The organism is Stenotrophomonas sp. SKA14, from assembly GCF_000158575.1.
In the GTDB taxonomy this organism is placed as follows: domain Bacteria; phylum Pseudomonadota; class Gammaproteobacteria; order Xanthomonadales; family Xanthomonadaceae; genus Stenotrophomonas; species Stenotrophomonas forensis.
In genome coordinates this window covers 3,116,789-3,134,742 of sequence record NZ_DS999412.1, presented here as the reverse complement: position 1 = coordinate 3,134,742, position 17,954 = coordinate 3,116,789, and the positions used below count along the sequence as shown (strand labels likewise).

Annotated in this window: 16 protein-coding genes and 1 pseudogene; 9 read left to right on the top strand and 8 right to left on the bottom strand. The window is 67.7% G+C overall.

The genetic code is table 11. The features are described 5' to 3' along the window. Positions 1–33 precede the first annotated feature (33 nt). The 3 genes from SSKA14_RS14115 (at position 34) to SSKA14_RS14105 (ending at position 4,335) form a co-directional block, all read left to right on the top strand. Positions 34–3,183: a multidrug efflux RND transporter permease subunit gene (locus tag SSKA14_RS14115; RefSeq protein ID WP_040007842.1), complete on the top strand. Its 3,150-nt coding sequence runs from the start codon at positions 34–36 to the stop codon at positions 3,181–3,183. Then, positions 3,164–3,556 (top strand): nuclear transport factor 2 family protein, encoded by a 393-nt coding sequence (locus tag SSKA14_RS14110; RefSeq protein ID WP_008264724.1) that lies wholly within the window; start codon positions 3,164–3,166, stop codon positions 3,554–3,556. Before SSKA14_RS14115 ends, SSKA14_RS14110 begins: the two co-directional genes overlap by 20 nt. Positions 3,557–3,639: 83 nt before the next feature. After that, complete coding sequence (locus tag SSKA14_RS14105) at positions 3,640–4,335, top strand: MliC family protein (RefSeq protein ID WP_040007839.1); 696 nt, start codon at positions 3,640–3,642, stop codon at positions 4,333–4,335. A gap of 82 nt (positions 4,336–4,417) precedes the next feature. On the opposite strand, the gene yeiP is transcribed toward SSKA14_RS14105, so the two are convergent. The 5 genes from yeiP to SSKA14_RS14080 all read right to left on the bottom strand — a co-directional run bounded on the left by yeiP (position 4,418) and on the right by SSKA14_RS14080 (position 7,989). Further along, positions 4,418–4,984, bottom strand: a complete 567-nt coding sequence (gene yeiP, locus SSKA14_RS14100) for an elongation factor P-like protein YeiP (RefSeq protein WP_005409468.1) — start codon at positions 4,982–4,984, stop codon at positions 4,418–4,420. A 48-nt stretch (positions 4,985–5,032) separates the two neighbouring features. Further along, positions 5,033–5,803, bottom strand: a complete 771-nt coding sequence (locus SSKA14_RS14095; protein WP_008267050.1) for an SDR family NAD(P)-dependent oxidoreductase — start codon at positions 5,801–5,803, stop codon at positions 5,033–5,035. Between the two features lie 100 nt (positions 5,804–5,903). After that, a complete protein-coding gene (locus SSKA14_RS14090; RefSeq protein WP_008268685.1) occupies positions 5,904–6,800 on the bottom strand; it encodes a hydroxymethylglutaryl-CoA lyase in 897 nt (298 codons plus the stop codon). Next, on the bottom strand, positions 6,797–7,198 hold the full coding sequence (locus tag SSKA14_RS14085; RefSeq protein ID WP_008265306.1) for a VOC family protein: 402 nt from the start codon (positions 7,196–7,198) through the stop codon (positions 6,797–6,799). The genes SSKA14_RS14090 and SSKA14_RS14085 overlap by 4 nt, the downstream gene beginning before the upstream one ends. A gap of 2 nt (positions 7,199–7,200) precedes the next feature. Next, the gene (locus tag SSKA14_RS14080; protein ID WP_008266848.1) at positions 7,201–7,989 is read right to left on the bottom strand and encodes an enoyl-CoA hydratase/isomerase family protein; all 789 of its coding nucleotides are present in this window, start codon (positions 7,987–7,989) and stop codon (positions 7,201–7,203) included. 119 nt (positions 7,990–8,108) lie between these two features. Here SSKA14_RS14080 and SSKA14_RS14075 point away from each other — a divergent pair, with 119 nt between their 5' ends. The 3 genes from SSKA14_RS14075 to SSKA14_RS14065 are packed head-to-tail and all read left to right on the top strand — an operon-like array spanning position 8,109 to position 10,470. Beyond that, positions 8,109–8,363, top strand: coding sequence for a FeoA family protein (locus tag SSKA14_RS14075; RefSeq protein ID WP_008265355.1), 255 nt, complete (start codon positions 8,109–8,111; stop codon positions 8,361–8,363). Beyond that, on the top strand, positions 8,360–10,225 hold the full coding sequence (locus SSKA14_RS14070; protein ID WP_008265453.1) for a ferrous iron transporter B: 1,866 nt from the start codon (positions 8,360–8,362) through the stop codon (positions 10,223–10,225). Before SSKA14_RS14075 ends, SSKA14_RS14070 begins: the two co-directional genes overlap by 4 nt. Next, positions 10,225–10,470, top strand: coding sequence for a DUF6587 family protein (locus SSKA14_RS14065; RefSeq protein ID WP_008266517.1), 246 nt, complete (start codon positions 10,225–10,227; stop codon positions 10,468–10,470). Before SSKA14_RS14070 ends, SSKA14_RS14065 begins: the two co-directional genes overlap by 1 nt. Before the next feature lie 104 nt (positions 10,471–10,574). Here the strand turns inward: SSKA14_RS14065 and SSKA14_RS14060 are convergent, their stop codons facing one another. The 3 genes and pseudogenes from SSKA14_RS14060 to SSKA14_RS14050 all read right to left on the bottom strand — a co-directional run bounded on the left by SSKA14_RS14060 (position 10,575) and on the right by SSKA14_RS14050 (position 12,327). Continuing rightward, positions 10,575–11,036, bottom strand: a complete 462-nt coding sequence (locus SSKA14_RS14060) for a DUF4304 domain-containing protein (RefSeq protein WP_040007833.1) — start codon at positions 11,034–11,036, stop codon at positions 10,575–10,577. Positions 11,037–11,174: 138 nt separating this feature from the next. Next, a pseudogene (locus SSKA14_RS14055) lies at positions 11,175–11,543 on the bottom strand (MerR family DNA-binding transcriptional regulator). 4 nt (positions 11,544–11,547) lie between these two features. Further along, complete coding sequence (locus tag SSKA14_RS14050; protein ID WP_008268551.1) at positions 11,548–12,327, bottom strand: 3-oxoacyl-ACP reductase; 780 nt, start codon at positions 12,325–12,327, stop codon at positions 11,548–11,550. A 72-nt stretch (positions 12,328–12,399) separates the two neighbouring features. Here SSKA14_RS14050 and dapB point away from each other — a divergent pair, with 72 nt between their 5' ends. The 3 genes from dapB to carB all read left to right on the top strand — a co-directional run bounded on the left by dapB (position 12,400) and on the right by carB (position 17,948). Continuing rightward, positions 12,400–13,119, top strand: coding sequence for a 4-hydroxy-tetrahydrodipicolinate reductase (gene dapB, locus SSKA14_RS14045; RefSeq protein ID WP_083797371.1), 720 nt, complete (start codon positions 12,400–12,402; stop codon positions 13,117–13,119). A 309-nt stretch (positions 13,120–13,428) separates the two neighbouring features. After that, the gene (carA, locus tag SSKA14_RS14040; protein WP_008265442.1) at positions 13,429–14,556 is read left to right on the top strand and encodes a glutamine-hydrolyzing carbamoyl-phosphate synthase small subunit; all 1,128 of its coding nucleotides are present in this window, start codon (positions 13,429–13,431) and stop codon (positions 14,554–14,556) included. Positions 14,557–14,705: 149 nt separating this feature from the next. After that, positions 14,706–17,948: a carbamoyl-phosphate synthase large subunit gene (gene carB, locus SSKA14_RS14035; RefSeq protein WP_040007830.1), complete on the top strand. Its 3,243-nt coding sequence runs from the start codon at positions 14,706–14,708 to the stop codon at positions 17,946–17,948. Positions 17,949–17,954 lie beyond the last annotated feature (6 nt).

The window sequence follows — 17,954 nt, the reverse complement described above, 5'->3', positions numbered from 1 at the left end:
TTTCCCGGGCCAGTCTCTCCAGGGAAATCCAACATGGCACGTTTCTTCATTGATCGCCCGGTGTTCGCCTGGGTGCTGGCGATCTTCATCATCCTGGCGGGCGTACTGGCGATTCCGCGCCTGGCCGTGGAGCGCTATCCGGCCGTCGCGCCACCCAGCGTCAGCATCTATGCCAGCTACCCGGGGGCCAGCCCGCAGACGCTGAATGATGCGGTGGTCGGCCTGATCGAGCGCGAGCTGTCCAGCGTCAAGCACCTGCTGTATTTCGAATCGTCGGTGGACACCTCCGGCGAGGCTTCCATCACTGCAACCTTCAAGCCGGGGACCAACCCGGAGCTGGCGCAGGTGGACGTGCAGAACCGGATCAAGGCGATTGAACCCCGCCTGCCGCGCAGCGTGCGCCAGAACGGCCTGTTCGTGGAAGCTGCCGATTCCGGCTTCCTGATGCTGGTCGGCCTGCGCTCGCCGGATGCCAGCGTCAGCGAGGCGGCGCTGGGTGACTTCATGGCACGCAACATCATCGAAGAGCTGCGCCGCATTGATGGCGTCGGCCGCGTGCAGCTGTTCGGTGCCGAGCAGGCGATGCGGGTGTGGCTGGATCCGACCCGGTTGACCGGCTACGGCCTGACCATGAGCGATGTGGCGACCGCCATCGAGCAGCAGAACCTGGAGATCTCGCCGGGCCGCATCGGCGATTCGCCGGGCGTGGCGGGCCAGCGCATCACCGTGCCGCTGAGCGCCGATGGCCAGTTGTCCACGCCGGAACAGTTCGCCGCCATCGTGCTGCGCGCCGGCGCCGACGGTTCGCGGGTCGTGCTGGGTGATGTCGCCCGTGTGGAGCTGGGCGCGCAGAGTTACGCCTGGGGCACGCGGGAAGACGGCCACCCAGCGACGGCGGCCGGCGTGCAGCTGCGCCCGGGCGCGAACGCCGTGCGAACCGCCGCGGCAGTGCGCGAGCGCATGGCCGAGCTGGCACCGCTGCTGCCGCGTGGCGTGGAGTCGAGCATTCCGTTCGACACCGCGCCGTTCGTCAAGATCTCGATCCAGAAGGTGGTGCAGACGCTGTTGGAAGCGATGCTGCTGGTGTTCGCGGTGATGTACCTGTTCCTGCAGAACTGGCGCTATACGCTGATTCCAGCGCTGGTCGCCCCGATCGCGCTGCTGGGCACCTTCGCGGTGATGCTGGCGCTGGGCTTCTCGATCAACGTGCTGACCATGTTCGGCATGGTGCTGGCGATCGGCATCATCGTCGACGATGCGATCGTGGTGGTCGAGGGCGTGGAACGGATCATGGCCGAGGAAGGCCTGCCGCCGCGCGAGGCCACCATCAAGGCGATGCGCGAGCTGACCGGCGCGGTGATCGGCATCACCCTGGTACTGATCGCGGTGTTCATTCCGATGGCGTTGGCCAGCGGCTCGGTGGGCGCGATCTACCGCCAGTTCACCGTGGCGATGGCGGTGTCGATCCTGTTCTCGGCGCTGCTGGCGCTGAGCCTGACCCCGGCGCTGTGCGCGACCTTGTTGCGCCCGAACAGCCATGGTCATCACGGTCGTGGCGGGCTGTTCGGCGCCTTCAATCGTGGCTTCGAGAGGATGACCGGGCGTTACCAGCGAGGCGTGGCCTCGGTGCTGCAGCGGAGCGGGCGGGTGATGGGCGTGTTCGCCGCGCTGGTGGCCGCGTTGCTGCTGGGGCTGCACTGGCTGCCCGGCGCGTTCCTGCCGGAAGAGGACCAGGGCTATTTCATGACCTCGATCCAGCTGCCCGCCGAAGCCACGGCCGAGCGCACGCTGGCGGTGGTGGAAGCCTACGAACGGCACGTGGCGTCGCGCCCGGGCATCGGTTCCAACCAGTCGATCCTCGGCTACAGCTTTTCCGGTTCGGGCCCGAGCGCGGCGCTGACCTACACCATGCTGAAGGACTGGGGCGAGCGCGCCGGTGCCACCGCAGCCGGTGAGGTGGAGGCGGCGCAGAAGGCGATGGCGGCCGTCGCCGAGGGCGAGGTGATGAGCGTGATGCCACCGGCAATCGACAGCCTTGGGCGTTCGTCCGGCTTCTCGCTCGCCCTGCAGGCGCGGACCGGGCAGAGCCAGGCCGAGTTGCGTGCGGCCCTGCAGCAGCTGCTGAAACTGGCCGAGGCCAGTCCGCTGCTGTCGGAGGTGCATGCCGATGGCCTGCCGGCCGGCACCAGCGTGCGGCTGGACATCGACCGCGCCAAGGCCGAGGCGATGGGCGTGGGCTTCGAGCACATCAGCAGCACGCTGTCGGCGGCGATGGGCTCGCAGTACGTCAACGACTTCCCCAACAAGGGCCGGTTGCAGCAGGTGATCCTGCAGGCCGACGCGCCGCACCGGATGGAGCTGGAGGACGTGCTGAAGCTGTACGTGCGCAACAGCGAAGGCGGCATGGTGGCGCTGTCCGAACTGGTCACGCCACACTGGACCGAAGCGCCGCTGCAGCTGCAGCGCTATCTCGGTTTCCCGGCGCTGAATCTGTCCGGCGCACCGGCATCGGCCGTGTCGACCGGCCAGGCCATGGCGGAGATGGAGCGGTTGGCCAGGCAGCTGCCCTCCGGCTTCGCCCTGCAGTGGACCAGCCAATCGCTGCAGGAGCGCGAATCGGGGGCACAGGCGCCGTGGCTGCTGCTGTTGTCGATGCTGGTGGTGTTCCTGGTCCTGGCGGCGCTGTACGAGAGCTGGTCGATTCCACTGGCGGTGATGCTGGTGGTGCCGCTGGGCCTGCTCGGTGCGGTCGCGGCGGTGTTGTTGCGCGGCATGCCCAATGATGTGTTCTTCAAGGTGGGCATGATCACGGTGATCGGGCTGTCGGCGAAGAACGCGATCCTCATCGTCGAGTTCGCGCGGCAACTGCAGCAGCAGGGGCGCGGCCTGGCCGAAGCGGCGCTGGAGGCGGCGCGGCTGCGCCTGCGGCCCATCGTCATGACCTCGCTGGCGTTCGCGCTGGGCGTGGTGCCGCTGATGCTGGCGCAGGGGGCGTCGAAGGAAACCCAGCAGGCGATCGGAACCGGCGTGTTCGGCGGCATGGTCAGCGCGACCGTGCTGGCGGTGTTCTTCGTGCCGGTCTTCTATGTAGTGGTGCAGGGCGCGCGGCAATGGATCGCGCAACGCCTGCGCAGGCGCCGGCCGATGCCGGAAGGATCCGTGGATGGAACGGAACATCGTTGAAGACCTGCATGAACTGCAGTTGATCGCACTGGAGCAGCGTCTGTGCCAGGCGCTGCTGGCCGGCGACCACGATGCGCTTGGCACGCTGGTATCGCCAGCGCTGTTCATGATGGATGGCCAGGGCGGGCGCATGCTCGACCTGCCCTGGCTGGGCGAGTGGCTCGCAGGCCATCTGCAGGTGCGCAGCCTGCAGGTGGACACGGTGGAGACGCTGCTGTGCGGGCGGCTGGCGCTGTTGTCCAGTGACGTGCGCCTGGCGGTGTGCCGGAAGGGCCGCGAGCGCGAACTGAAACTGCGCCTGCTGCGGGTGTGGACCTGCAGTTCCGGCGACAGCGGTGCCCAGCTGCTGTCGATGGCGGTGCTGGCCGCGTGAGCGTGGTCAGGCCGCTTTCAGGCCCCGCTCACTGCCAGGTGATAGGGTCGAACCTCTCAGTAGTGTCGACAAGGAGTCGAGCCATGCGTGTAGTTCCCAGTCTGTTGGCAGCCTCCCTGGCGTTGGTGCTGGCCGCGTGCCAGCCGGCACAGCCGCCCGCCGCGGGCGGCAATGATGCCGCGCCGCCGGCCGCGCCCGAACCGGCGGCCAGCACTGGCGCCGGCAGCGAGACCTTGTACCAATGCGGCGATCTGAACGTGCGCGCGACCTTCAATGGCGAGGATGCGGCCACGGTGGTGATCGGCGATCGCACCTTTGCGATGACCTCCGAGCGCGCGGCGTCGGGCGCGAAGTATGGTGATGGCCAGGGCAACAGCTTCTGGACCAAGGGCAGCGATGACGGGCTGTTGAGCCTGAAGGGCGAGCCGGACCGCGAATGCCACGCGGTGGAAGCCACCGAGGGCGATGGCAGCGCCGGCAACGCGGCGTTCCGTGCCACCGGCAACGAACCGGGCTGGCTGGCCGTCGTGGATGGCGACAGGCCCGGCCTGCAGGTGGAAGTGGATTACGGTGAGCGACGCTTCGACGTGGCCAAGCCCACCGAAGGTGCTGACGGCTGGAGCGGAAAGGCGTCCGATGGCACCGACGTCAAGCTCAGCTTCCAGCGCACCACCTGCCAGGACGACATGAGTGGCGAATCATTCGACGCCAAGGTGAATCTGACCATTGGCACGCGCCAGTACCACGGTTGCGGTAATTTCGGTGCCCAGCAGCCGTAAGTGATCCGTGCAGCCGGGACGGTGCCCGGCTGCACGGAAGATGCTGCCTGCGGCGGCATGCGCCGCAGGCAGCACCACGCGCTTAGTCGGCGCGGCCGGCGAATTCACCGGTGGCGGTATTCACCAGCACCCGTTCGCCGTTGACGATGTACTCCGGCACCATGATCTCGATGCCGGTGTTGAGCTTGGCCGGCTTCGGGCGCTTGGTGGCGGTGCCGCCCTTCAGCTCCGGCGGGGTCTCGATCACTTCCAGCACCACCGAGGCCGGCAGCTGGATCGCCACCGGCTGCTCGTCAATGACCTGCACGTAGATTCCAGTCAGGCCGTCGGTGATGTAGCCGGCGTCGTCGCCGATCACGTCCGCGTCCAGCGTGTACGGGGTGTAGTCCTCGTCATCGAGGAACACGAAGGCGTCGCCGTCCTTGTACGAATAGGTGGACTGGCGGCGCAGCAGTTCGACCTCGACCAGGTTGTCGTCGGCATCGAAGCTGGCGTCGAGCTTGTTGCCGCCCGGCACGCTGTACATGATGAAGCGGAAGCGGACGTTGCCGCCGCGACCCTGCGGCGAGCTGCGCTCGATGTCGCGGATCTGGTACACGCCGTTGTTGTACTCGACGACGTTGCCCTTCTTGATGTCGTTGGCTTTCATGGTGATCTAGGTCGTTGGGGGAGGGCGCCGTCCCGGCGCCCGGGGGAATCACTTCGGAGCGAGGCGGGTAGCGCCGTCCAGGCGGATGGTCTCGCCATTGAGATAGGTGTTGCCGAGGATGAAGCCGACCAGGCTGGCGAAGTCTTCCGGCTTGCCCAAGCGCGACGGGAACGGGATCGAGGCGGCCAGCGACTGCTGCACGGCTTCGGGCATGCCGTCGACCATCGGCGTCCAGAACACGCCCGGCGCAATCGTGTTGACGCGGATGCCGAAGCGCGACAGTTCGCGCGCCATCGGCAGCGTCATTGAGACAACGCCGCCCTTGCTGGCGGCATACGCGGCCTGGCCGATCTGGCCTTCATAGGCGGCGATGCTGGCGGTGTTGATGATCACGCCGCGCTCGCCGTCGGTGCCGGCCTCGTTGTGCTGCATGCGGTTGGCCGCGGCCTTGGCCACGTTGAAGCTGCCGACCAGGTTGACCATCACCGTGCCCTGGAAGCCGGCCAGCGGCATCGGGCCCTCTTTGCCCAGCACGCGACCGGCGCCAAGGATGCCGGCGCAGTTCATCGCCACGTTCAGGCCACCGAGGAAATCGTGGGCCTGGTCGATGGCTGTCGAGACGGCCGCCTCATCGCTGACGTTGACGTTGAAATAGCGGGCCTTGTCGGCCCCCAGTTCGGCAACGGCGGTTGCGCCCTTGTCGTCGTTGAGGTCGAACAGGGCCACCTTGCCGCCCTGGGCGACGAGGTGCTGGGCCACGGCCAGGCCGAGGCCGGAGACGCCGCCAGTGATCACGGCACGTACGGAAGACAGCTGCATTGAACGGTCCTGCAGGTTCGAGAACCGCCGATTCTAACGGAAGCCACGACCGTCGCTGTTGTGCACTGCGCTGCCTGTGCGTGGCGGCGCAGTGCGGCGGTCAGCCGGCGGCGGCGAGGGCCTGTCCGGTGCGGCTGGCGGTGGCGCGGCCGAGCAGGCCGGCCAGCCAGCGGCCGGTCTCGGCCAGTGCCGGCAGGTCCACGCCGCTGTCCAGGCCCAGGCCCTGCAGCAGGTAGACCACATCCTCGCTGGCGACGTTGCCGCTGGCGCCTTTGGCATACGGGCAGCCACCGGCGCCGGACACGGCGCTGTCGACCACGCGCACGCCTTCTTCCAGGCAGGTGGCGATGTTGGCGATGGCCTGGCCATAGGTGTCGTGGAAGTGCACGGCCAGAGCCGCCATCGGAATCTCGGCGGCGACCGCCTGCAGCATGGCACGAGCCTTGCGCGGGGTGCCGACGCCGATGGTATCGCCCAGCGAGATTTCGTAGCAGCCCATCTGGTGCAGGGCACGGGCCACGCGCACCACGTCGGCCAGCGGTACTTCGCCCTGGTAGGGGCAGCCGAGCACGGTGGACACATAGCCGCGCACACGCACGCCATCGGCGGCGGCACGGCGCAGGATCGGCTCGAAACGGGCCAGCGACTCGTCGATGCCGGCATTGGTGTTGGTGCGGTTGAACGCTTCGGAGGCGGCGGTGAACACCGCCACTTCCTCCACGCCGACCGCGCGGGCACGGTCGTAACCCTGTTCGTTCGGCACCAGCACCGGGTAATGGATGCCGGGCCTGCGCTGGATGCCGGCATAGACCTCGGCGGCATCGGCCAGCTGCGGGATCCACTTCGGGCTGACGAAGCTGGTCGCCTCGATGCTGCGCAGGCCGGTGGCCGACAGGCGGTTGATCAGTTCGATCTTGTCGGCGGTGGACACCGACTGCTTTTCGTTCTGCAGGCCGTCACGCGGGCCGACTTCGACGATGCGGACGTAGTCGCTCATGCCTCTACCTCGGAGCCGGGGCGGTGGCAGACCGCTTCGATGTTGTTGCCGTCCGGGTCGAGCACGAAGGCGCCGTAGTAATCCGGGTGGTACCACGGGCGCAGGCCGGGGGCGCCATTGTCGCGGCCGCCGGCGGCGAGGGCGGCGGCATGGAAGGCGTCCACCTGCGCGCGGCTGGCGCAGGCAAAGGCCACGTGGACGCCGTGGCTGGCGGTGCCACCATTGCCGAGCCAGAAGAACGGCTTGCCGTCGCTACCGAAACCGATGTGGTCGTGGGCGCCGCTCTGTTCGGCGGTCACTTCCATCACCACGCCGATCTGCAGCGGCGCCAGCGCGTGCAGGAAAAAGGCCTTGCTGCGCGCCAGGTCGGCGCTGGTCAAACCAAGATGATCGAGCATGTTCAGGCTTCCGTGACCCAGTGGGGGGCGCGCTTGTCGAGGAACGCGCCCAGGCCTTCCTGGCCCTCGGCGGAGACCCGCAGGCGCGCGATCAGCGCGGCATTATCCCGATCCAGCGCGTCGCGGTCATGGCTGTCGCGGACCTGCCGGACCAGCTGCTTGGCGGTGGACGAGGCGATCGGGCCGGCCTTGTCGAGCAGGGCCAGCTGGCGTTCCAGTGCCTCGTCCAGGCGCTCGGGCTCGACCAGCTGGTGCACCAGGCCGATACGCAGTGCGGTATCGGCGTCGAAGTGCTCGCCGGTGGCGAACCAGCGCCGGGCCTGGCGCGGGCCGATGGCCTCGATCACGTAGGGCGAGATCACCGCCGGCAGCAGGCCGAGGCGGCTTTCGGTCAGGCCGAAGCGGGCCGAGCTGCTGGCGATGGCGATGTCGCAGCAGGCGACCAGGCCGACGCCGCCACCGAAGGCGGCGCCGTGGACCCGGGCCAGGGTTGGCTTGGGCAGCTCGTCCAGGGTGCGCATCAGTCGCGCCAGCGCCAGCGAATCCTCGCGGTTGTCGGCCTCGCTGGCAGCGGCCATGCCACGCATCCACTGCATGTCGGCGCCGGCCGAGAAGGAGGCACCGTGGCCGGCCACCACCACCGCGCGGACCGCATCATCGCGGCCGGCGGCTTCCAGCGCGGCGGTCAGCCGGGCGATCAGGCTGGCGTCAAAGGCGTTGTGCAGCTCCGGCCGGTTCAGCCAGAGAGTGAGGACGGCGCCACGGCGCTCGATCTGCAAAGCATCGTTCATGGGATTCCAGGGTCACTCCATACCTGTATGGATCATAGCGGGCCATTGGTCATGGGCCATGACGCGACGCGGGAATGTTAGAATCGAGAACCATTTACATCCAGCAGAGATTACGCTAGATGACGCTGTCCGAACTGCCGCTGCATACCTCGGCCGTGGTCGGGTCCGTGCAGGACCTGCATGCCAACGATGCGATCGCCCGCCGCCTGCGCGAACTGGGCTTCGTCAAGGGCGAGGAAGTGCGCCTGGTGGCCAAGGGCCCGGTAGGCGGGGAGCCGCTGCTGGTGCAGGTCGGGTTCACCCGGTTCGCGCTGCGGATCAGTGAAGCCAAGCGCGTCGTGGTTGACGCCGCCAGCCAGGAACGACGTGCATGACCGCTACTGCCTCCACCGCCCCCCTGCGCGTTGCGCTGGTCGGTAACCCGAACAGTGGCAAGACCGCCCTGTTCAACCAGCTGACCGGCAGCCGGCAGAAGGTCGCCAACTACACCGGCGTCACCGTCGAGCGCAAGGAAGGCCGCCTGCGCGCGCCGTCCGGTCGTGAATTCGCGGTGCTCGACCTGCCGGGTGCCTACAGCCTGCAGCCGGCCAGCCTGGACGAGGCGATCACCCGTGACCTGTGCCGTGGCTTCTACCCAGGCGAGGCCGCGCCGGACGTGCTGCTGTGCGTGATCGATGCCACCAACCTGCGCCTGCACCTGCGCTTCGCGCTGGAACTGCGCGAGCTGGGCAAGCCGATGGTGGTGGCGCTGAACATGGTCGACGCGGCCCAGCGCCGCGGCATCCAGGTGGACGTGGCCGCGCTGGAGCGCGAGCTGGGCGTGCCGGTGGTGGAAACCGTGGCAGTACGCAAGCAGGGCGCCAAGGCGCTGGTCGAGCGCCTCGATGCGATGGTGCCGCACCTGGATGCGCCTGTACCGGGCCCGGAAGGCGGCATCGACTATCACGCCAAGGTGCGCCAGATCCTGTCGGTGGCCGTGCGCATGCCGGCACGTACCGCCAAGATCGATGACGCGCTGGACCGCTGGCTCTTGCACCCGGTGTTCGGCCTGGTCAGCCTGGCGGTGGTGATGTTCCTGATTTTCCAGGCGGTCTACGCCTGGGCAACGCCGCTGATGGATGCCATCGAGGCCGGTTTCGCCTGGCTCGGCGCGTTCGTCGGCAGCGTGTTGCCGGAAGGGCCGCTGGCCAGCCTGCTGACCGACGGCATCATCGCCGGCGTCGGCGGCGTGGTGGTGTTCCTGCCGCAGATCCTGATCCTGTTCTTCTTCATCCTGGTGCTGGAAGAGTCCGGCTACCTGCCGCGTGCGGCCTTCCTGCTCGACCGCATGATGGCGGCCGCCGGCCTGTCCGGACGCTCGTTCATCCCGCTGCTGTCCAGCTTCGCCTGCGCGGTGCCGGGCATCATGTCCACCCGCAGCATCCAGGACCCGCGCGACCGCCTGGCCACGATCCTGGTCGCGCCGCTGATGACCTGCTCGGCGCGCCTGCCGGTGTATGCGCTGCTGATTGGTGCGTTCATCCCGCAGAAGACCGTGTGGGGCGTGTTCAACCAGCAGGGCCTGGTGCTGTTCGGCCTGTATGCGGCCGGCATCCTCAGTGCGCTGGCGATGTCGTGGATCATGAAGAAGTGGCGCCGCGACAAGAGCGAGCATCCGCTGATGCTGGAGCTGCCGTCGTACCGCCTGCCGCATGTGCGCGACCTGGCGGTGGGCCTGTACGAGCGCGGCATGATCTTCCTCAAGCGCGTCGGCGGCATCATTCTGGCGCTGACCATCCTGCTGTGGGTGCTGCTGTCGTTCCCGGCGGCGCCGGTGGGCGCCACGATGCCGGCCATCGACTACAGCTACGCCGGCCAGATCGGCCATGCGATGGCGGTGTTCTTCGCGCCGCTGGGCTTCAACTGGCAGATCTGCATCGCGCTGATTCCGGGCCTGGCCGCGCGCGAAGTGGCCGTGTCCTCGCTGGCCACCGTGTACGCGCTGTCGGCGGCCGATGACGATGCCGCCAGCCAGGCGCTGACCCCGCTGATCAGCGACGGCTGGTCGCTGGCCACTGCATTGTCGCTGCTGGTCTGGTACATCTACGCCCCGATGTGCATCTCGACGCTGGCCACCATCAAGCGCGAGACCAATTCGTGGAAGACGATGGCCTTTTCGGCGTTCTACCTGTTCGCCGCGGCCTACGTGGCGGCGCTGATCACCTACCAGGTGACCCGGGCGCTGGGAGGCGGCTGATGGACAGCGGATTGCTGCTGCAATACCTGATCATCGCGGTGGCCGTGCTGGTCAGCGCCTGGGTGGTGTTGAAGAAGCAGTTCCCGGGCACCGTGCGCAGGGTGCGCGGCGCATTGGCGCTGGCCCTGCTGAAGCCGGGCCGCGCCGCCTGGCTGCAGGGGCTGGGGCGGAAGATCGCGCCGCCGGCGACGGGCGGCGGTGGCGCGTGTGGCGGTTGCGACAGCTGCGGGCCAACCAAGAAGTAGCGTCGGGCTTGCTCGACGGCGGCCGCCCGGTGGGTGTGAACTTCGCCCGGTGGGTGCGAACTTCACCCGGTGGGTGCGAACCTTGGTTCGCACGCCTCCCGGGTTCAGACCTCCCTGCGGATGAGCGCGCGGAAGTTTCCGTCCCGATTCAATCGACGCACTGACTCGCGGTTTCCATGGGCTTCCGCAAAGCCCGCCACATCGGCAAGGGCGCCGAGCAGCAGGCCTTTCAGCGCATCACGGTTGCCGGCCTCCAGCAGATCATCCAGATCCTGCTGGATGAAGGCCCGGCGCAGGCCGGGCGTCTCTTCGATCCGCCAGTCGACATGCGGCGTGGGAATGCTGGAGCGGTACCTGAACGCAGTTTCCAGGTCGGAAGGCGCAAGCGGATACTCAAGCAGCTCTGGAAAGTAGAGCCCGGCATTCACGTAGAAGCCCCGGTGTTCGCTGGCGCGTTGGTGGTTCACGACAAGCAGGGCGCCCTCCAGCATCCGGTAGCGGGTGGTGGTGGTCCCGGCAAAGCCTGTCTTCCTTGCACATCTGCTGAAGACTGTCGCGGATTTCATGGGGCCCGCCTGGGCTGGAGGAAGGGCCCACAGCCTTGTCGCGCCGTGCGCGAGGGTCAATTGGCAAACGCGACACGCGCAACGAGCGCCCCAGGTGGGTGCGAACCTCGGTTCGCACGCCTTGCCCATGGCCTGCATCTACCTGGCGCGGGAACCCAGCTCCGCTGCCAGCGCCAGCCACGTGCTGCGTTGCGCCGGCGTGCTGCTGCGTACCGCGCCGAGCCGGCTGACCCGTACCGGGCGGATGCCGCAGAATTCCAGGATGGTCGCGCGGATCTGCACGATGCCGGGGTCGCGGTAGACCTAGCGGTAGTACCAGGGTGGCGTATCCAGCGTTGTGATCACCCGCGCGCTGCGGCCGGCCAGCAGCCGGTCCCACCACACCGAATCGCGCCGGTAGCGGTAGCGGTTCACGCGCGCCACCGGCGGCAGCAGGCCGCGGGCTTCGTACAGGCGGATGGCCTTGGCGCTGGCGCCGGTCAGGCGGCTGACCTCGGAGATGCGCATCGGCTCAGTCCCGCACCAGCCCGCCATCGACCACCAGGTTCTGGCCGGTCACCGCGCGCGACCAGGGGCTGGCGAAGAACAGTGCTGCATCGGCGAACTCGGCCGGGGTGGTGACGCTGCGCAGCGGGGTGTTGGCGGCGATGTAGTCGAACACCGCCTCGGGCGTGGCGGCGCTGGCATCGGTGGTGCGCAGCAGTCCGCCGGACAGCATGTTCACGGTAATCCCGTGCGGGCCAAGATCGCCGGCCAGGGTGCGGGTCAGCGACAGCAGCGCAGCCTTGGCCGCGGTGTAGTCGTGGTAGGGCACGACCGGGTTCTGGAACAGGTTGGTACCGATGTTGATGACGCGGCCGAAACGGCGCGCCTGCATGCCGGGCAGGGCGGCCTGCACGGTGTTGAGCGCGCCACGCACGCTGCCCTCGAACTGCGCCTGGAACGCGGGCCAGCCGATATCGGCTGCGCTGTCGCGGGCATCGCCATTGAACGAGAAGGCGGCCAGCGCGTTGTTGACCACCGTGGTGACGCCCTGGCCGAAGTGCGCCAAGGCCTGCTGCAGCATGGCGTCGACCTGGGCGCGGTCGGTGATGTCTGCCGGCAGTGCGATGGCCTGTCCGCCCAACTCGGCGGCCAGTGCACGTGCAGCGCCTTCGCTGCGGCGGTAGTTGATGATGACCCGCGCGCCGTGCGCAGCGAAGGCACGGGCGATGTGCTGGCCAAGGCCGCGGCCGGCGCCGGTGACCAGCACCAGTTGTTCGCTGATCTGCATGGTGGAACTGCCATCCATTGCGTGAAAGGGCATGCAGCGTAGCAGCGATGGCGCTTGCCGGAGCGGGTGCGCTGCCGCTAGCCTGCGGGCATGAACCAGACTCCCCTGCGATTGCTCATTCACGGCGCCTCCGGGCGCATGGGCCAGGCCCTGCTGCGGCTGGCCGCTGAACACCCCGAAACCCTGCAGATCGTGGCGGCGGTGACCGGCCGCGCGCCGGCCCAGCGCGTGGTCGACGGCGTGCCGTTCTTCGCCGCCAGCGAGCTGCCTGGCGCGCCGGTGTTCGACGTGGCAATCGACTTCAGCCTGCCGGAGGGTTTCGATCCGATGCTGGCGTTGTGTGTGGAGCGCGGCGCGGGACTGGTGTCGGGCACCACCGGCATCTCCAGCGCGCAGCGCCAGGCGCTGGAGGCCGCGGCGGCGTCCATCCCGCTGGTCTGGGCCTCGAACTTCAGCCTGGGCGTGGCGGTGCTGGACGAGCTGGTCGAGCGCGCGGCGCAGGCCGTGGCCGGCTGGGACTGCGACATCGTCGAATCGCATCACACCCAGAAGAAGGACGCGCCGTCGGGTACGGCGCTGACCCTGGGGGCGGCCGCGCAGCGGGGTGGGGCGCAGCCGCACTACGCCAGCCTGCGTGCCGGCGATATCGTCGGCGAGCATCTGGTGCAGTTCACCGGCCTCGGTGAGCGCATCGAGCTGGTCCACCGCGCCACCAATCGAGACATTTTTGCCCGCGGCGCGCTGTTCGCCGCCCGCCAGCTGCATGGCCGGGCGGCCGGCAGCTACCGCGTACGCGATCTGCTGCAATAGAGCGGGTAGAGCCGGCCGCTGGCCGGCTGCCTCGGGTGGCTGAGGCCATTGGGATCGCCGGCCAGCGGCCGGCACTACCAGGCGGCGGCCCACGCATACGCCGCCGGATTGAAATGAATGCGCAAACGCCTGTTCATGAACAGCGATAACCGCTGGCGCGAGCGCCCCGGCAGCGCTACAATTCGCACTCGCCGAATCACGAAAGCCGGACCGGTTCCAGACCGTACGTCCGCGCTTTTTTGCAACCGGATTTCCGTGAAGCGCAGGCGTGACTTCGGCAGCCCCCTCGGTAGCCAAAGTGAGATTTCCGTGACCCAAGCCGCAATCCTCGTCCTCGAAGACGGCACCGTATTCGAGGGCGAATCCGTAGGCGCGCCCGGCCTGTCCGTCGGTGAAGTGGTGTTCAACACCGCCATGACCGGTTACCAGGAAGTGTTGACCGACCCGTCCTACGCCCGGCAGATGGTCACGCTGACCTATCCGCATATCGGCAACACCGGCATGACCGACCAGGACAATGAAGCGTCCAAGGTGTGGTCGGCCGGCCTGATCGTGCGCGACGTGCCGCGCCGCCCCAGCAACTGGCGCAGCCAGGTGTCGCTGCAGGACTGGCTGATCCAGCGTGGCGTGGTCGCCATCGCCGGCATCGACACCCGCAAGCTGACCCGCATCCTGCGCGAGAAGGGCGCGCAGAACGGTGCGCTGATGGCCGGCGACATCGACGTGGAAAAGGCACTGGAAGCCGCCCGCAAGTTCCCGGGCCTGAAGGGCATGGATCTGGCCAAGGTCGTCACTACCGAGAAGACCTACACCTGGACCGAGGGCCAGCTGGACCTGGATGCCAATGCCTTCGTCAGCGTGCCGGCGAAGTTCAAGGTCGTGGCCTACGATTTTGGCGTGAAGACCAACATCCTGCGCATGCTGGCTGAGCGCGGCTGCGAAGTGACCGTGGTGCCGGCGCAGACCCCGGCCGCCGAAGTGCTGGCGCTGAAGCCGGACGGCGTTTTCCTGTCCAATGGCCCGGGTGACCCGGAACCGTGCGACTACGCCATCGAAGCGATCAAGACCTTCATCGACGTGAAGATCCCGACCTTCGGCATCTGCCTGGGCCACCAGCTGCTGGGCCTGGCCTCGGGCGCCAAGACCATGAAGATGGGCCACGGCCACCACGGTGCCAACCACCCGGTGCAGGACCTGGACAACGGCCGGGTGATGATCACCTCGCAGAACCACGGCTTCGCGGTTGATGAATCGACCCTGCCGGCGACCCTGCGCGTGACCCACCGTTCGCTGTTCGACGGTACCAACCAGGGCATCGCCCGCACCGACGTGCCGGCGTTCTCGTTCCAGGGTCACCCGGAAGCGTCGCCCGGCCCGACCGATGTCGGCCCGCTGTTCGACCGTTTCGTGGCCCTGATGGAACAGAGCAAGGCGTGATCAGTACGTCGCCGGCTTGCCGGTGGCGTCGCGATGGACCGTAAGCCCCCGCATCGCTGCTGCCGCTGGCGCGGCGCTGCGGATCAAGATTCCTGATCGACAGCGTGCGATCACCCCCCTTGTCACGCTGTACTGACTTAGAGAAGAAAATGCCCAAGCGCACTGACCTCAAGACCATCCTCATCATCGGTGCTGGCCCGATCGTCATCGGCCAGGCCTGCGAGTTCGACTACTCCGGCGCCCAGGCCTGCAAGGCCCTGCGCGACGAGGGTTACCGCGTGGTGCTGGTCAACAGCAACCCGGCCACGATCATGACCGACCCGGAGATGGCCGACGCCGTCTACATCGAGCCGATCAACTGGCAGACGGTCGAGAAGATCATCGCCAAGGAAAAGCCTGACGCGCTGCTGCCGACCATGGGTGGCCAGACCGCGCTGAACTGCGCGCTGGACCTGGCCGACCACGGCGTGCTGGAGAAGTACAACGTCGAACTGATCGGCGCCAAGCGCGAAGCGATCCGCATGGCCGAAGACCGCGAGCTGTTCCGCGTGGCCATGGGCGAGATCGGCCTGGAATGCCCGACCGCTGCCGTCGCCCACACCCTGGACGAAGCGCTGGAGATCCAGACCCGCGTCGGCTACCCGACCATCATCCGCCCCAGCTTCACCCTGGGCGGCAGCGGTGGCGGCATCGCCTACAACCGCGAAGAGCTGGTCGAGATCGTCAGCCGCGGCCTGGAGCTGTCGCCGACCACCGAAGTGCTGGTGGAAGAGTCGGTGCTGGGCTGGAAGGAGTTCGAGATGGAAGTGGTCCGCGATACCGCGGACAACTGCATCATCGTCTGCTCGATCGAGAACCTGGACCCGATGGGCGTGCACACCGGTGACTCGATCACCGTGGCCCCGGCGCAGACCCTGACCGACAAGGAATACCAGCGCCTGCGCGATGCCTCCATCGCCGTGCTGCGCAAGATCGGCGTGGATACCGGTGGTTCGAACGTGCAGTTCGGCATCAACCCGAAGACCGGCCGCGTGGTCGTGATCGAGATGAACCCGCGCGTGTCGCGTTCCTCGGCGCTGGCGTCCAAGGCCACCGGCTTCCCGATTGCCAAGGTCGCCGCCAAGCTGGCCGTCGGCTACACCCTGGACGAACTGAAGAACGAGATCACCGGCGGCCTGACCCCGGCCTCGTTCGAGCCGTCCATCGACTACGTGGTCACCAAGATCCCGCGTTTCGCCTTCGAGAAGTTCCCGGCTGCCGACGCCCGCCTGACCACCCAGATGAAGTCGGTGGGCGAGGTGATGGCGATGGGCCGCACCTTCCAGGAGTCGGTGCAGAAGGCCCTGCGTGGCCTGGAAACCGGCAAGGTCGGCTTTGACCCGACCGGCCTGGACCTGGCCAATGAAGAAGACCTGCAGACCCTGCGCCGCGAGCTGAAGGCCCCGGGCCCGGAGCGCCTGTTCTTCGTCGCCGATGCATTCCGCGCCGGCATGAGCGTGGAAGAGATCTACGCGCTGTCGTTCATCGACCACTGGTTCCTGGACCAGATCGAGGAAATCATCGCGGCCGAAGCTGAAGTGGCTGCGGGTGGCATCGATGCGCTCGACGCGGCGCGCCTGCGCAAGCTCAAGCGCGCCGGTTTCTCCGACGCCCGCCTGGCCCAGCTGACCGGTACCAACGAAGCGGCCATCCGCGCGCTGCGCCGTGCGCACAAGGTGCGCCCGGTCTACAAGCGCGTGGACTCCTGTGCCGGTGAGTTCTCCACCGGTACCGCCTACCTGTACTCGACCTACGAGGACGAGTGCGAGGCCGCGCCGACCAACCGCGACAAGATCATGATCCTGGGCGGTGGCCCGAACCGCATCGGCCAGGGCATCGAGTTCGACTACTGCTGCGTGCACGCGGCGCTGGCACTGCGCGAGGATGGCTATGAAACCATCATGGTCAACTGCAACCCGGAAACCGTGTCGACCGACTACGACACTTCCGACCGCCTGTACTTCGAACCGCTGACCCTGGAAGACGTGCTGGAAATCGTCGAGCTGGAACAGCCCAAGGGCGTGATCGTGCAGTACGGCGGCCAGACCCCGCTGAAGCTGGCGCGTGCGCTGGAAGCCAACGGCGTGCCGGTGATCGGCACCAGCCCGGACTCGATCGACCTGGCCGAAGACCGCGAGCGCTTCCAGCAGCTGGTCGACAAGCTGGGCCTGAAGCAGCCGCCGAACCGCATCGCCCGCAACGACCAGGAAGCGCTGCTGCTGGCCCGCGAGATCGGCTACCCGCTGGTGGTGCGCCCGAGCTACGTGCTGGGTGGCCGCGCGATGGAAATCGTCTACGGCGAATCCGACCTGGCCCGCTACGTGCGTGACGCGGTGAAGGTGTCCAACGATTCGCCGGTGCTGCTGGATCGCTTCCTCGACAACGCCGTCGAGTGCGACGTCGACATCATCGCCGACAAGGACGGCAACGTCCTGATCGGCGGCGTGATGGAGCACATCGAAGAAGCCGGCGTGCACTCGGGTGACTCGTCCTGCTCGCTGCCGCCGTACTCGCTGTCGGCTGAAACCCAGGCCGAGCTGCGCCGGCAGGTGGTGGAGCTGGCCAAGGCCCTGAACGTGGTCGGCCTGATGAACACCCAGTTCGCGATCCAGAGCAGCGACGAAGGTGCCGACACCATCTACCTGCTGGAAGTGAACCCGCGTGCGTCGCGCACCGTGCCGTTCGTGTCCAAGGCCACCGGCATGCCGCTGGCCAAGATCGCCGCGCGCTGCATGGCCGGCACGACGCTGGCCGAGCAGGGCGCGACCAAGGAAATCGTGCCGGACTACTACTCGGTGAAGGAGGCGATCTTCCCGTTCGCCAAGTTCCAGGGCGTCGATCCGATCCTCGGGCCGGAAATGCGCTCCACCGGTGAAGTGATGGGCGTGGGCCGCACCTTCAACGCCGCCTTCGCGCGTGCGCAGGAAGCCGGTGGCATCAAGGCGCCGCCGGTCGGCAAGGCCTTCGTCTCGGTCCGCGATCCGGACAAGAAGCGCGTGCTGCCGGTAGCCAAGGCCCTGCTGGCACGTGGCTACAGCCTGATCGCCACCCGCGGCACCGCCGCGTGGCTGCAGCAGCACGGCATGGACTGCGAGATCATCAACAAGGTGGTCGAAGGCCGTCCGCACATCGTCGATTCGATCAAGAACGGCGAGATCGTCTACATCGTCAACACGACCGAAGGCCGTTCGGCGATCAACGACTCGTTCTCGATCCGTCGCGAGGCGCTGCAGCACCGCGTCACCTACTCGACCACCATTGCCGGCGCCAAGGCGCTGGTGGATTCACTGGAATTCCGCGGCACCGGCCCCGTCTGGTCGCTGCAGGAGCTGCACAAGGAGTTGAATGCATGAGAGCCC